This is a genomic window from Pseudomonas sp. RL_5y_Pfl2_69, from assembly GCF_963970465.1.
GTDB lineage: Bacteria > Pseudomonadota > Gammaproteobacteria > Pseudomonadales > Pseudomonadaceae > Aquipseudomonas.
On record NZ_CAXAOU010000017.1, the window covers coordinates 93,432 to 106,966 of the forward strand.

Annotated in this window: 13 protein-coding genes; 11 read left to right on the plus strand and 2 right to left on the minus strand. The window is 58.5% G+C overall.

Annotation, left to right across the window (positions count from 1 at the left end):
• The first annotated feature begins 68 nt into the window (after nucleotides 1–68).
• From AACY07_RS23170 to AACY07_RS23180, 3 genes are read left to right on the plus strand one after another with little or no spacing between them, the layout of a single operon-like run.
• A complete protein-coding gene (locus tag AACY07_RS23170) occupies nucleotides 69–1,094 on the plus strand; it encodes an aminoglycoside phosphotransferase family protein (RefSeq protein ID WP_133075312.1) in 1,026 nt (341 codons plus the stop codon).
• The gene (gene murU, locus AACY07_RS23175) at nucleotides 1,091–1,762 is read left to right on the plus strand and encodes an N-acetylmuramate alpha-1-phosphate uridylyltransferase MurU (RefSeq protein ID WP_339478001.1); all 672 of its coding nucleotides are present in this window, start codon (nucleotides 1,091–1,093) and stop codon (nucleotides 1,760–1,762) included. The genes AACY07_RS23170 and murU overlap by 4 nt, the downstream gene beginning before the upstream one ends.
• 1 nt (nucleotide 1,763) lies before the next feature.
• Nucleotides 1,764–2,528 carry a TerB family tellurite resistance protein gene (locus tag AACY07_RS23180; protein ID WP_339478003.1) on the plus strand — a complete coding sequence of 255 codons (765 nt, stop codon included), beginning with the start codon at nucleotides 1,764–1,766 and terminating at the stop codon, nucleotides 2,526–2,528.
• A gap of 6 nt (nucleotides 2,529–2,534) precedes the next feature.
• Here AACY07_RS23180 and AACY07_RS23185 read toward each other — a convergent pair whose 3' ends face one another.
• Nucleotides 2,535–3,518, minus strand: a complete 984-nt coding sequence (locus tag AACY07_RS23185; protein ID WP_339478005.1) for an alpha/beta hydrolase family protein — start codon at nucleotides 3,516–3,518, stop codon at nucleotides 2,535–2,537.
• Nucleotides 3,519–3,592: 74 nt separating this feature from the next.
• Between AACY07_RS23185 and AACY07_RS23190 the strand changes: the two genes are divergently transcribed.
• From AACY07_RS23190 to AACY07_RS23215, 6 genes are all read left to right on the plus strand, one after another.
• Complete coding sequence (locus AACY07_RS23190; protein WP_339478007.1) at nucleotides 3,593–5,983, plus strand: PAS domain-containing sensor histidine kinase; 2,391 nt, start codon at nucleotides 3,593–3,595, stop codon at nucleotides 5,981–5,983.
• A gap of 13 nt (nucleotides 5,984–5,996) precedes the next feature.
• Nucleotides 5,997–6,626 carry a response regulator transcription factor gene (locus AACY07_RS23195; RefSeq protein ID WP_339478009.1) on the plus strand — a complete coding sequence of 210 codons (630 nt, stop codon included), beginning with the start codon at nucleotides 5,997–5,999 and terminating at the stop codon, nucleotides 6,624–6,626.
• A gap of 326 nt (nucleotides 6,627–6,952) precedes the next feature.
• Nucleotides 6,953–8,077, plus strand: a complete 1,125-nt coding sequence (locus tag AACY07_RS23200; protein WP_339478012.1) for an ABC transporter ATP-binding protein — start codon at nucleotides 6,953–6,955, stop codon at nucleotides 8,075–8,077.
• A 40-nt stretch (nucleotides 8,078–8,117) separates the two neighbouring features.
• Entirely contained in the window at nucleotides 8,118–9,158 is a 1,041-nt protein-coding gene (locus AACY07_RS23205) for an ABC transporter substrate-binding protein (protein ID WP_133075317.1), read from the plus strand.
• A 68-nt stretch (nucleotides 9,159–9,226) separates the two neighbouring features.
• Nucleotides 9,227–10,474: an ABC transporter permease gene (locus AACY07_RS23210; RefSeq protein WP_133075318.1), complete on the plus strand. Its 1,248-nt coding sequence runs from the start codon at nucleotides 9,227–9,229 to the stop codon at nucleotides 10,472–10,474.
• Nucleotides 10,475–10,484: 10 nt separating this feature from the next.
• The gene (locus AACY07_RS23215) at nucleotides 10,485–11,309 is read left to right on the plus strand and encodes an ABC transporter permease (RefSeq protein WP_133075319.1); all 825 of its coding nucleotides are present in this window, start codon (nucleotides 10,485–10,487) and stop codon (nucleotides 11,307–11,309) included.
• Here AACY07_RS23215 and AACY07_RS23220 read toward each other — a convergent pair.
• Nucleotides 11,306–11,764, minus strand: coding sequence for an REP-associated tyrosine transposase (locus AACY07_RS23220; protein ID WP_339478016.1), 459 nt, complete (start codon nucleotides 11,762–11,764; stop codon nucleotides 11,306–11,308). The two genes, AACY07_RS23215 and AACY07_RS23220, sit on opposite strands and share 4 nt — an antisense overlap.
• 260 nt (nucleotides 11,765–12,024) lie before the next feature.
• Here AACY07_RS23220 and rpe point away from each other — a divergent pair, with 260 nt between their 5' ends.
• Together rpe and AACY07_RS23230 are read left to right on the plus strand one after the other, a co-directional pair.
• Nucleotides 12,025–12,699 (plus strand): ribulose-phosphate 3-epimerase, encoded by a 675-nt coding sequence (gene rpe, locus AACY07_RS23225; RefSeq protein WP_133075321.1) that lies wholly within the window; start codon nucleotides 12,025–12,027, stop codon nucleotides 12,697–12,699.
• Nucleotides 12,696–13,514 carry a phosphoglycolate phosphatase gene (locus tag AACY07_RS23230; protein ID WP_133075322.1) on the plus strand — a complete coding sequence of 273 codons (819 nt, stop codon included), beginning with the start codon at nucleotides 12,696–12,698 and terminating at the stop codon, nucleotides 13,512–13,514. The genes rpe and AACY07_RS23230 overlap by 4 nt, the downstream gene beginning before the upstream one ends.
• Nucleotides 13,515–13,535 lie beyond the last annotated feature (21 nt).

Genomic DNA, 13,535 nt, shown 5'->3' on the forward strand with positions numbered 1-13,535 from the left:
GTCTGGAAAAGATTCTGGATAATAAAGCATGACCCGCTTGACGGCTAGCACCGTCGGAGACCCTTGTAATGCCTGACCAAGATGTACGCTTGCAACACCTGAAAGTTTGGCTGGATGAGCAGTTGGCAACCTTGTTCGCGAATGAGGGGTGGGGTGCTGTGCCCCCGGCCACGCTGACTGCTGCCAGTAGCGATGCGAGTTTCAGACGCTATTTTCGCTGGGAAGGCGAGGGTCGCAGTTTTGTCGTCATGGATGCGCCGCCGCCCCAGGAAAACTGCAAACCTTTCGTCGATATTGCCGATTTGTTGCGTACTTGCCAGATAAACGTACCGAAAGTTTATGCCCAGGACCTCGATCGCGGCTTTCTTTTGCTCAACGATCTGGGCAATAAAACCTTTCTCGACGTGATTAACAGCACCAATGCCGATGAGCTGTTCAAGGATGCGATCGAAGCCTTGCTGGCGTTTCAGCAACTGCCGATGGTCGAGCCGTTGCCCAGCTATGACGTGGCCTTGTTGCGCCGCGAGCTTGAGCTGTTCCCCGAGTGGTACGTACGGGCTCACCTGGGTGTTGACTTCAATGAACAGCAACTGGCTGCCTGGCAACGGGTCAGCACACTGCTGATCGACAGTGCGCTGGCACAGCCCAAGGTGCTGGTGCACCGCGACTTTATGCCACGCAACCTGATGCTCAGTATTCCCAATCCCGGTGTGCTGGATTTTCAGGACGCCGTGTATGGCCCGGTGACGTATGACATCACCTGCCTGTTCAAGGACGCCTTTCTGAGTTGGCCCGAAGAGCGCGTGCGTGCCTGGCTGCAGGATTACTGGAAGCTGGCATTGCCCCTGGGCATCCCGGTGCAATCGAACTTTGAAGAGTTCCTGCGCGCCAGCGACCTGATGGGTGTGCAGCGGCACTTGAAAGTGATCGGCATTTTTGCCCGCATTTGTCACCGTGATGGCAAACCGCGCTACCTGGCCGATGTGCCGCGCTTCTTCTCTTATATAGAAGGCGTGTTGGCGCGGCGTCCTGAGTTGGCCGAGTTGGGTGAGCTGTTCGCCAGCCTTGGACTCGTCAGCGAGGCCGATGCATGAAAGCGATGATTCTGGCTGCCGGCAAGGGCGAGCGCTTGCGGCCACTGACCCTGCACACACCAAAGCCATTGATTTGCGCTGGCGGTGTGCCACTTATCGAGTACCACCTGCGGGCACTGGCGGCGGCGGGGTTTACCGAGATCGTGATCAATCACGCTTGGCTGGGCCAGCAAATTGAAGATCACCTGGGGGACGGTTCGCGCTTTGGCGTCAGCATCCGTTACTCCCCTGAGGGCGAGCCACTTGAAACAGGTGGCGGGATTTTCAAGGCGTTGCCATTGTTGGGTGCTGAGCCTTTTGCGGTGGTGAACGGTGATATCTGGACCGATTACGACTTTGGCGCCTTGCGTCAACCGCTGACGGGGCTGGCCCACCTGGTATTGGTGGATAACCCGGCGCATCACCCCACCGGTGATTTCTGCCTGAACGGCAAGCAGGTTGAAGATGGTGTGTCAGGTAGCGATACGTTGACCTACAGCGGTATTGCCGTGCTCCACCCGGAGTTGTTCAGGGAATGCACGGCAGGTGCTTTCAAGCTGGCGCCGCTGTTGCGCAAGGCGATGGTTGCAGGGCAAGTAACGGGTGAGCGTTTGCTCGGGCACTGGGTCGATGTGGGCACCCATGAACGTCTGGCCGAGGTCGAGTCGCTGATTGAGGGTTCCCGCTAAAATGCTGTGGCCAGGGACTCTCGTTGGAGCCGGAGTGGGGTTTTTTATAGCCAGCATTCCGGGGGCCATGCTCGGGGCTTTATTGGGGCAAGCGCTGGACCGGCGCTTGCAGCTGCACAGTTGGGCGCATTTGCTTGAGCGCCTGGGTGCCCGGCCGGTGTTGCGCAACGATGAGCTGTTATTTGTGCTGCTCGGTCGACTGGCGAAAAGTGGAGGGCGAGTCGTGGACAGGCACATCGAGCAGGCGCGGCTTGAAATGCGTCAGCTCGACATGGAGCCCGCAGCCCAGAAGCGTGCCATTGCGGCGTTCAATCGCGGCAAGTCAGGTAATGATTCGTTGCGCGGCTACCTGCGGCGTCTTAAAGCTCAGCCCCATGCGGCAGAAGGTGTGTTGCGCGCCTGCTGGCGGATGATACTGGCTGATGGCCGCGTTGCCCCCCAGGAGCGTGAGTTGATCACGCGCTGGGGGAGCTGGCTGGGCTGGACACGGCAACAGGTTCTGGCACTGGGGGGCGAATATGACGCCCCTAAAAAGCCGGTGGCGACTCGCGGCGGGACTTATCAGCAATCGCTGACCTTGCTTGGGGTTACGGCTACCAGTGATCCTGCGCAGATCAAACGTGCCTATCGACGATTGCTCAGCCGTCACCATCCGGACAAGGTTGCTGGCACAGGTGCCAGTACGCTGCAGGTACGAGAGGCCACGGAAAAAACCCGTGAGCTGCATCAGGCCTACGCCTTTATCCGTGAACAGCACGGTTTTTAACGGCGCTTACTTGTCCACAGGCTGGGGGCTGAGCCAGCCGCGAACACGACGAAACAGTTGCTCCTGTTCGCCATCCCGATTCCCCGGGATGGCGAACAATCCTACCTGCTTGAAATTCGAACCGTTGGCTCGCTTGCTTGCCTGCAATCGTTGCAAGGCGGCTTCGCGGGCAAGTGGCTGGTCCTTGTAGAAAATATCCAGCAGTGCCACGTCGAGGGCGGGAGTCAGTTGGCTCAGCTCTGATTTTGCCTGGGCGGGTTTGTGCGCAGAAATCATGACCAGTTTCTGAATCTGGGCCGGGTGCTTTGCGCTGATATAGCGCGATGCCCAGTAGGCGCCTGAGCCGTGGCCGAGCAAAACAATACTGCGCATGTTTTGTTTCTGGGCAAAGGAGATGGCCGCGTCGATGCGGGCAAAGATGCGCTCGGCATCCGCTTCGCTCAAAGCATCAACGGTTTCAATGCTCTCGGGCTCCGGACTTTCGGTGCCTGCACTGGCCGCCTGCTCGATGGGTTTGGCTGTGGTGCTGGCTGCTTTGCTGCTACTGTCTGTCGCTAATGTCGTAGGAGTTTTTTCTGGTTCGACTTCCCGTGCCTGACTGGCTTCGCTTTGCATGTCCGGCAAGCTCAGGCTCAGGCTGGCCCAGTTGGCGTCCGGCAGCTTGTTGCGCAGAGGGCCGACAACCAGCGGCCAGTCGGCGGTTTCACCGGCCCCGGGAATGATGATCACCGCACCTTGAGGGGCGGTGCTGTTGGCGGGTTTCCAGAGGGCAAGAAAGCTGTCCCCTGGGGCTTGAAGCTGTTGCTGTTCGTGTTGCGGAACCTGTCGCTCAAGGGCCGCTGCGTCTTCCTGGCTGCGCTCGGGCAGCGGTTCACGCACGGCAGGTTTGGGCTGGGCATCGGCCTCGGCTTCTGTTGCAAACACTGGCGAGGCGAGTGGCAACAGCAGCGACATGTACAAGGCCGGTAGTACCAGACGATAAGAAAACATCAGTGATTCCAGGCCAGAAGTAGTCCCGGCAGCGTAATGGGTTGATCAGTATTTGTCAGGGTGTGAGCGTTTAGATGAGACGTTTTTGCTATCTGTGGGTTATCGGCTGGTTATGGCTGCCCTTAATGGGCAATGCGGCGCCTGTGCCTGCGGCCCAATTGTCGGCGGATCAGCGCGAGTGGCTGGCCCAGCACAAGGAACTTCGGGTAGGGCTTGTCTTGCAGGCGCCCTATGCCAAGTTTGATCAACGGTTACAGCAGCTTTCGGGCGCCAACGTCGAGCTGATGAAGTGGCTGGCCCAGGCGCTGGATGTTGAGCTGATATGGCGTAACTATCAGGACCTGGCGCAACTGGAGCAAGCTGCCCGCGCCGGAGAAATCGATCTTGTGCCCGGCTTGACCCAGACCCCGGCCGGTTTGCGTTTGTGGCAGTTTTCCGATCCTTACATGCGTGTGCCGCAGTTGTTGGTGGGCACACGTAATGGCACCGGTTCCGTGGACCTGGAGCGGGTCGACAGCCAGACCCGGGTCGCGGTACGCATGCCCAGCGCCACGGCCGATTTTTTGCGCAGCAGTTACCCCGGCCTCAACCTTCAAGGTGTGCCTCTGGAGCGTCAGGCTCTGCAACTGCTGCTCAGTCAGCAAGCGACTTATGCCGTTATCGATGAAGCCCAGCTCAGTCGTTTGTCGGTCGAGCCGGAGTTCGCGGAGCTGGCCGTGGTGGGTGATGTCGGCTTGCCCCAGCTGTTGCGGGTTGCGACGCGCCGCGACTGGCCCCAGTTGGCCGGTATCGTTGAGCGCGGGCTGCATGCGATCCCGGCACGGGACATGGAGCAACTGCACAGCCGCTGGCTGCAGCCCAAGTATCCGCACCTTGGGCCATCGCCCGGCTTTTGGCAGAACCTGAGTTTACTGATGGGTGCGTTGTTGCTGGCCAGCATGGCGATTGTGGTGTGGCAGCGTCGCCAGCAAACGGCCCTGGAGCGCGCGTTACTCAGCGCCCGCGAAGATCTTGTCGTGCGTACGGCCAGCGCCCAGGCGCTGCGCTTGAGCCAGTTCTCAATCGACCAAAGCCCGGTGGGTATCTTGTGGGTCAATTGGGACAGCCACGTGCGCTATGCCAATCGAGCGGCTGAAGACATGCTCGGCTATCAGCCGGGTGCCGTGCTGGATCGACCGTTAAGCGATTTTGAACCGGGTCTGAACATGGACCGTTGGCTGAATATGTGGCGGCGTGCGCGCAATCACAAAGAGGGTGTTCACCGCAGTGAAACCCTCTGCGTGCGGGCCGATGGCAGTGAGTTTCCCGCCGATGTGACCTTGAGCTTTCTGCGCTTTCAGACGTCGGAGTACTTGGTCGTGTACCTCAATGACATCACTGAGCGGCACCGGGTGCAGGCCGCCTTGCAAGAAAGTGATGCGCGCTTGCAGGGCATTGCTGCCAACGTACCGGGGCTGGTCTTTCGTCTGGAGCGTTCGTTGCTGACGGGTGAACTGGATTTCCCCTATATCAGTGAGGGCAGTGAAAGCCTTGCCGGTTTTTCTCCGGCAACACTGCGCCTGCGCGAGGTAGGCCTGCGCAGCCTGGTGCATCCTGATGATAGGGCTGACTACCATCGTGTGCAGGACATGGCGCTCGACAGCGACAGTGACTGGTCATGGCAGGGTCGGATATTGACCCGTCAGGGGCAGCAGCGTTGGGCCGAAATCAAGGCGATAACCCGTCGCCTGGATGATGGCACCGTAGTGTGGGACGGCATTGTCTGGGATATCAGCGAAAGCAAGCGCATTGAACTTGAGCTGGACAGTTCCCGCGGTCAGTTGCGTGAATTGTCGGCGCACCTCGAAAGTGTGCGCGAAGAAGAGAAAGCGCGCATCGCCCGTGAGGTTCATGATGAGCTGGGGCAGATGTTGACGGTGCTCAAACTGGAAACCTCGATGTGCGAGCTGGCTTACGCGCAGCTTGATCCGGGGTTGAATGAGCGGCTCAACAGCATGAAAAGGCTGATTGCCCAGCTCTTTCAGTTGGTGCGCGATGTGGCCACGTCACTGCGCCCGCCGATTCTGGATGCAGGTATCAGTTCGGCCATCGAGTGGCAGGCCAGGCGCTTCGAGGCGCGCACGCACATCCCGTGTCTGGTGCAGGTGCCGGAGCACTTGCCGCCGCTTGGAGCGGCCAAGGAAGTGGGCTTGTTTCGTATCTTGCAAGAAGCGCTGACCAATGTGATGCGCCATGCTCACGCGCACACGGTTGAGCTGACCTTGAGTGTGGAAGGCAAGGAGCTGTGCCTGAACATCAGCGATGATGGGCAAGGCTTTGTGCCTGATACTGGCAGGCCGACGTCCTTCGGCGTCGTGGGGATGCGTGAGCGGGTCTTGATGCTGGGCGGAACCTTGTCTCTGCACAGTGTTCCGGGGGAGGGGACGACCCTGATTGTACGCGTGCCTTTGGTTGATAAAAGTTGATGAGGAATTGCCCGTGATTCGTGTACTGGTAGCGGAAGACCACACCATTGTGCGTGAAGGGATCAAGCAATTGATCGGCCTGGCCAAAGACCTGCTGGTGGTGGGTGAGGCCAGCAATGGGGAACAGTTGCTGGAAACCTTGCGTCATGTGCCGTGCGAAGTCGTGCTGCTGGACATCTCCATGCCCGGGGTCAATGGCCTTGAGGCGATACCGCGTATTCGGGCCTTGAACAATCCACCGGCAATTCTGGTGTTGTCGATGCACGATGAAGCGCAAATGGCGGCGCGGGCGCTGAAGTTTGGGGCGGCGGGTTATGCCACCAAAGACAGCGACCCGGCGCTATTGCTGATGGCGATCCGCAAAGTGGCGGCAGGGGGGCGCTATATCGACCCGGACCTGGCTGACCGCATGGTGTTTGAAGTGGGCCTGACCGATTCGCGCCCTTTGCATGCCTTGCTGTCCGAGCGTGAATTTTCGGTGTTCAAGCGCCTGGCCCAGGGCGTTAACGTCAATGACATTGCCCAGCAGCTGGCGCTGAGCAGCAAGACCATCAGCACCCACAAGGCGCGCCTGATGCAAAAGCTCAACGTCACGTCGCTGGCCGAGCTGGTGAAATACGCGATGGAGCACAAGCTGGTCTGACGTCCAACATTCTCTTTTGGAAGCGGGCTTGCTCGCGATGGCTTCCCCGCGATTTCCCTGACAGACCGTAGCGCCTGAATCGCGAGCAAGCCCGCTCCCGCTCCCACAACCATCGAACATGTCTGTTTACGACCCTGATTGGCCACCCCTGTGCCATGTTGCAGGGTTTGCCGCGCCTAACCGTTCCGTTTACGACATCTCTGTAGGGCAATCCCTACCCAAAGCCTTCCAGCCTCCTGATGTGAATCTCTCTCGCCCCCCGATTTCTGTGGGGTAGCCGCTTCTTTAGTCTTGGGCTACGGCAGTCCAAAACAAAAGGTGTGGTTATGAGTGAGGTCGGTGCAAGCGCTGGGGCGGATGAGATTCTGGTCAGCTTTCGTGGCGTGCAAAAGAGCTACGACGGTGAAAACCTGATCGTCAAAGATCTCAATCTGGAGATTCGCAAAGGCGAGTTCCTGACCTTGCTCGGGCCTTCCGGTTCGGGCAAAACCACCAGCCTGATGATGTTGGCCGGTTTCGAAACGCCAACCGCCGGTGAGATTTTGCTGGCCGGGCGTTCGATCAATAACGTGCCGCCGCACAAGCGCGACATCGGCATGGTGTTTCAAAACTATGCGCTGTTCCCGCACATGACCGTGGCCGAAAACCTCGGCTTCCCCCTGTCGGTACGCGGGCTGAACCGAACCGATATCAGTGAGCGGGTCAAGCGGGTGCTGAGCATGGTTCAGCTCGACGCCTTCGCCCAGCGCTACCCGGCCCAGCTGTCTGGCGGCCAGCAACAGCGTGTGGCGCTGGCCCGTGCGCTGGTGTTCGAGCCGCAGCTGGTGCTGATGGACGAACCTTTGGGGGCTTTGGACAAGCAACTGCGCGAACACATGCAGATGGAAATCAAACACCTGCACCAACGCCTGGGCGTGACCGTGGTCTACGTGACCCATGATCAGGGTGAAGCGCTGACCATGTCCGACCGCGTTGCCGTGTTTCACCAAGGTGAAATCCAGCAAATCGCCCCACCGCGCATGCTCTATGAAGAGCCAAAAAACACTTTTGTTGCCAACTTTATCGGCGAGAACAACCGCCTCAATGGCCGCCTGCTCAGCCAGGACGGCGATCGCTGCGTAGTCGAGCTGAGCCGGGGCGAGAAAGTCCAGGCACTGGCGGTGAATGTCGGTCGTACAGGTGATCCGGTCACCCTGTCGATTCGCCCTGAACGTATCAGCCTCAATGGTTCCAGCGAGTCGTGCACCAATCGGTTCTCGGGTCGGGTTGAGGAGTTTATCTACCTGGGCGACCACGTCCGGGTGCGCCTGGAGGTCTGCGGCATGAACGATTTCTTTGTGAAACAGCCGATTGCCGAGCTGGACCCCACCCTGGCCGTCGGCGATGTCGTGCCGCTGGGCTGGCAGGTCGAACATGTACGTGCGCTGGACCCTCTCTTAGAGGCGAATTGATCGCCCCGGCTTCACCAACCCTGCACAGTGGAGAATAACAATGCATACATCCTTCAAGTTCACGGCCTTAAGTCTGGGCCTGATGTTTGCGGCCAATGCACTGGCCGCAACCGATCTGACCGTGGTGTCGTTTGGCGGCGCAAACAAGGCCGCCCAGGTCAAAGCGTTTTACGCCCCTTGGGAAGCCAAGGGCGACGGCAAGATCATCGCCGGGGAATACAACGGTGAAATGGCCAAGATCAAGGCCATGGTCGACACCAAAAGCATCTCCTGGGATCTGGTAGAAGTGGAATCTCCGGAGCTGTCCCGCGGTTGCGACGAGGACATGTTCGAACCCCTGGACCCGGCGCTGTTCGGCAATCCTGATCAATACGTCAAAGGCGCGATTCAGTCCTGTGGGGCGGGCTTCTTTGTGTGGTCCACCGTTCTGGCCTACAACGCCGACAAACTGAAAACCGCGCCAACCAGCTGGGCGGATTTCTGGGACACCAAGACCTTCCCGGGTAAACGCGGGCTGCGCAAAGGCGCCAAGTACACCCTGGAATTCGCGTTGATGGCTGATGGCGTCGCGCCCAAGGATGTGTACACCGTGCTGGCGAGCAAGGACGGTCAGAACCGTGCCTTTAAAAAGCTCGATGAGCTCAAGCCGAGCATTCAGTGGTGGGAAGCGGGCGCACAGCCGCCTCAATACCTGGCCTCTGGTGATGTGGTGATGAGTTCGGCCTACAACGGTCGAATCGCTGCCGTGCAAAAAGAAAGCAATCTGAAAATCGTGTGGAACGGCGGCATCTACGATTTTGATGCATGGGCCATCCCTAAAGGCCTGGGCAAAGCCAAGGCGGACGCGGCGAAGAAGTTCATGGCGTTCACCCTGTTGCCACAACAGCAAAGCGTCTATTCGCAAAACATCGCTTACGGCCCGGCCAACAAGGAGGCGATGCCATTGCTGCCTAAAGAGGTTCAGGCCGACATGCCTACAGCCCCGCAAAACATCGCCAACCAGGTGCAGATCGATGTCAGCTTCTGGGCTGACAACGGCGAGCAACTGGAACAGCGTTTCAACGCCTGGGCTGCCAAGTAAGCAGCGCTGACATGCGGTGCGATCCATTGGGTCGCACTGCCATCGTTTAAAGTTTTTCGGAGTTCGCCATGGCCGTCGCCGTTCCCCTGAACGAGGTCTCCAGCCCCACCTTGAAGAAGCGCCTGGCGCATGCCGAGCGGATCAACCGCTGGAAGGCGCAGGCGCTGATTGCCCCCTTGGTGATCTTTTTGCTGCTGGTGTTTCTGGTACCGATTGCGGCATTGCTCTACAAAAGTGTCGGTAACCCGGAGGTGGTCGAAGGTTTGCCGCGCACGGTGGTTGCCGTGGAGAGCTGGGATGGCAAGGGCTTGCCCGCCGAGCCTGTGTACAAGGCCCTGAGTGAAGACTTGGCCGAAGCCCGCAAGAATCAAGTCTTGGGCGATTTGTCCAAGCGTCTGAATATGGAATTGGCCGGCTATCGCAGCCTGTTGATGAAAACCGCCAAGGCGCTGCCATTCAAGGCGGCCCCTGAGTCTTACAAAGATGCGATGGAAGTGATTGATGAACGTTGGGGCGACCCGGCGTACTGGCAGGCGATCAAGCGCAACAGCTCCAGTGTGACTGCGTTTTATCTGCTGGCGGCGGTCGATCACCGCATCGATGATCTGGGTGAAATCGCCCAGGCCACTCCCGATCAGTCGATCTACCTGGACATCTTCGCCCGTACCTTCTGGATGGGCTTTGTGATCACCTGTATTTGTCTGGTGCTGGCCTACCCGTTGGCGTATTTGCTGGCCAACTTGCCAACACGGCAAAGCAACCTGTTGATGATTCTGGTGCTGTTGCCGTTCTGGACCTCGGTGCTGGTGCGGGTCGCGTCCTGGATTGTGTTGCTGCAGTCAGGTGGTCTGATCAACAGCGCGTTGCTCAGCATGGGCCTGATCGACAAGCCGCTGGAGCTGGTGTTTAACCGCACCGGGGTTTACATCGCGATGGTGCACATTCTGTTGCCGTTCATGATCCTGCCAATCTACAGCGTGATGAAAGGCATATCGCCTACCTATATGCGTGCAGCCATCTCGCTGGGTTGTCATCCGTTTGCGAGCTTCTGGCGGGTGTACTTCCCACAGACCTACGCCGGTATAGGAGCAGGTTGCTTGCTGGTGTTCATCATTGCTATTGGCTACTACATCACCCCGGCCTTGCTCGGCAGCCCGAACGACCAGATGGTCAGCTACTTCGTGGCGTTCTACACCAACACCAGCATCAACTGGGGCATGGCGACAGCATTGGGTGGCTTGTTATTGCTGGCTACCGTCGTGCTGTACCTGATGTACAACTGGCTGGTAGGCGCCAGCCGCCTGCGTTTGAGTTAAGGAGAGCGCCATGCTGAGCCCCTATATGTCACCCGTTGAGCGGGTCTGGTTCTACAGCTTGCGCATTCTTTGCGGGCTGATTCTGTTGTTCCTGATTTTACCGGTGCTGGTGATTATTCCGTTGTCGTTCAACTCGGGCAGTTTCCTGGTGTATCCGTTGCAGGGTTTTTCGCTGCACTGGTATCAGGATTTCTTCGCCTCAGCGGAGTGGATGCGTGCCCTGAAAAACAGCGTGATCGTGGCCCCGTTGGCGACCGTACTGGCGATGGTATTCGGCACGCTGGCGGCGATCGGCCTGACCCGAAGTGACTTTCCGGGCAAGGCACTGGTGATGGCCCTGGTGATTTCGCCGATGGTGGTGCCGGTGGTGATCATTGGTGTGGCCAGTTACCTGTTTTTTGCGCCGCTGGGACTGGGTAACAGCTACATCTCGCTGATCGTGGTGCATGCGGTCTTGGGTGTGCCGTTTGTGATCATTACCGTGTCGGCGACATTGCAGGGCTTCAACCACAATCTGGTTCGGGCGGCTGCCAGCCTGGGAGCCTCACCGTTGACGGCCTTTCGCCGAGTGACATTGCCACTCATTGCCCCGGGGGTGATTTCGGGAGCGTTGTTTGCCTTTGCAACATCGTTTGATGAAGTAGTGGTCACCCTGTTTCTGGCTGGCCCTGAACAGGCGACCTTGCCACGGCAGATGTTCAGCGGCATCCGCGAAAACCTCAGCCCTACCATTGCAGCGGCTGCGACCTTGCTGATTGCGTTTTCGGTGGTGTTGTTGCTTACGCTTGAATGGTTACGCGGGCGTAGCGAGAAGCTACGCACGGCACAAGCCTAGAACCAGCAAGCATCCCACAAGGGGTAATCACCGATCCGCGTGGTCAATTGGGCGCGGATCGGTTTTTTGATGATGTAGCGGGCTATGTTTTTTATGTCCTCTTCTTGCCTGACTGCCCTGTCGTGATAACCCTTTTGCCAGAGCCGTCCGCTGGATTGACATGCCTGATTGACCGTTACGCTGCTGCGTGATTTGAAGCGGCACATCAACTCGCCCAAGGTTTTACGGCGTAGCTCTAAGAGCCAGTGGCAGTGGTCGGGCATGACCACCCAGGCTATGGACCTGACGATGCCTTCGTCATGAGCTTGCCTGAGTTGATTCACCAACAGGCGCCCCAGATGGAAGTCGCAAAAAACCGGACGTCTTTGTTCAGTAACGGTGGTGAGCAGATAGACGCGGCCGGGTTCGGAGTAGCGGCCTTTTAGCAGTTGGTTGCTGGTAAATACTCGTGGCATTCCTTTGCCCTCGACGCAGTGGGTATTTGTTTAACCTAGATGGCTAACGAGGGAGTGGCTTGATCCTTTATTCGCAAAATATTGCAGAAAAGTGCTTGGGTCCTTTTCGCAGCCTTCGGCAGCGACTACAGATTATGTGTGTCTTTGTAGTCGCTGCCGAAGGCTGCGATCGGTCGCGAAGCGACCGTAAGGCGGTGTGCGGCACATAGCCAGCGGTATACAATGCGCGCCACCGTGTTTAGCCCACTAAAAGGTGCGTCATGCAGCCCTTCGCTATTGCCCCATCGATTCTTTCCGCCGATTTCGCCCGCCTTGGCGAAGAAGTGGACAACGTACTCGCCGCGGGTGCTGATATCGTTCACTTCGATGTCATGGACAATCATTACGTACCCAACCTGACCATCGGCCCGATGGTCTGCTCCGCCCTGCGCAAGTACGGCGTCACTGCCCCTATCGATGCGCATCTGATGGTCAGCCCGGTTGACCGGATCATCGGCGACTTTATCGAAGCCGGCGCCACTTACATCACGTTCCACCCCGAAGCGACCCAGCACATCGACCGCTCCCTGCAACTGATCCGCGAAGGCGGCTGCAAGGCAGGTCTGGTATTCAACCCGGCAACGCCGCTGGATGTGCTCAAGTACGTGATGGACAAGGTCGACATGATCTTGCTGATGAGCGTCAACCCAGGCTTTGGCGGGCAAAAATTCATCCCCGGCACCCTGAACAAGCTGCGTGAAGCCCGCGCGCTGATCGATGCATCCGGCCGCGAGATTCGCCTGGAAATCGACGGCGGCGTGAACGTTGGCAATATCCGTGAAATCGCTGAAGCCGGTGCCGACACCTTTGTCGCCGGTTCCGCCATTTTCAACACGCCAAACTACGAAGAAGTCATTCAGAAAATGCGTGCCGAGCTTGCGTTGGCCCGCCCATGAGCCGCTTTGAGCAGCTACTTCAGGGCCAGCTGCCAAAATTGGTGATGTTCGATCTGGATGGCACCCTGATTGACTCGGTACCGGATTTGGCAGAGGCCGTGGAGACCATGCTGCTCAAGCTGGGTCGACCACCCGCCGGGATTGAAAACGTGCGGTTGTGGATCGGTAATGGTGCGCCGATGCTGGTGCGCCGTGCCCTGGCCGGCAATATGGACGGCAGCGGTGTTGATGACGCGCAGGCCGAGCAGGCACTGGAGATTTTCATGGAGGCCTACGACGGCGGCCATGAACACACCAAGGTCTATCCCGGTGTACGCGAAAGCCTCAAGTGGCTGCAAAAGCAGGGCGTTGAAATGGCCCTGATCACCAACAAGCCCGAGCGCTTTGTCGCGCCCTTGCTCGATGAGCTGAAGCTGGGGCGGTTTTTTCGCTGGATTATCGGTGGCGACACCCTGCCACAGAAAAAACCTGACCCGGCCGCGCTGTTGTTCGTGATGAAAATGGCTGGCGCCACCCCGGCCCAGTCGATGTTTGTCGGCGACTCACGCAATGACGTACTGGCGGCCAAGGCTGCCGGCGTTCGTTGCGTCGCGTTGAGCTACGGCTACAACCACGGTCGTCCGATTGAAGAAGAGTCACCGGATATGGTGATTGGCAACCTGCAAGAACTGATAGCCGGTTGCTTAGATTCTGCGCCTGAGATAACGTTGGGCAATTCTGTTTCCCCCTCTCGAAGAGATTCTATCGTGGTGGTCACTCGCAAACTCTGGATGAAAGTTATCAAGGCCCTGGCCCGTTGGCGTTGGCGCGCCTGACTTGAATCTGGCCGCATAGTC

Coding starts and splice junctions, on each gene's coding strand:
- AACY07_RS23170 (WP_133075312.1), top strand. CDS start 69: ATGCCTGACCAAGATGTACGCTTGCAACACCTGAAAGTTTGGCTGGAT.
- murU (WP_339478001.1), top strand. CDS start 1,091: ATGAAAGCGATGATTCTGGCTGCCGGCAAGGGCGAGCGCTTGCGGCCA.
- AACY07_RS23180 (WP_339478003.1), top strand. CDS start 1,764: ATGCTGTGGCCAGGGACTCTCGTTGGAGCCGGAGTGGGGTTTTTTATA.
- AACY07_RS23185 (WP_339478005.1), bottom strand. CDS start 3,518: ATGTTTTCTTATCGTCTGGTACTACCGGCCTTGTACATGTCGCTGCTG.
- AACY07_RS23190 (WP_339478007.1), top strand. CDS start 3,593: ATGAGACGTTTTTGCTATCTGTGGGTTATCGGCTGGTTATGGCTGCCC.
- AACY07_RS23200 (WP_339478012.1), top strand. CDS start 6,953: ATGAGTGAGGTCGGTGCAAGCGCTGGGGCGGATGAGATTCTGGTCAGC.
- AACY07_RS23205 (WP_133075317.1), top strand. CDS start 8,118: ATGCATACATCCTTCAAGTTCACGGCCTTAAGTCTGGGCCTGATGTTT.
- AACY07_RS23210 (WP_133075318.1), top strand. CDS start 9,227: ATGGCCGTCGCCGTTCCCCTGAACGAGGTCTCCAGCCCCACCTTGAAG.
- AACY07_RS23215 (WP_133075319.1), top strand. CDS start 10,485: ATGCTGAGCCCCTATATGTCACCCGTTGAGCGGGTCTGGTTCTACAGC.
- AACY07_RS23220 (WP_339478016.1), bottom strand. CDS start 11,764: ATGCCACGAGTATTTACCAGCAACCAACTGCTAAAAGGCCGCTACTCC.
- rpe (WP_133075321.1), top strand. CDS start 12,025: ATGCAGCCCTTCGCTATTGCCCCATCGATTCTTTCCGCCGATTTCGCC.
- AACY07_RS23230 (WP_133075322.1), top strand. CDS start 12,696: ATGAGCCGCTTTGAGCAGCTACTTCAGGGCCAGCTGCCAAAATTGGTG.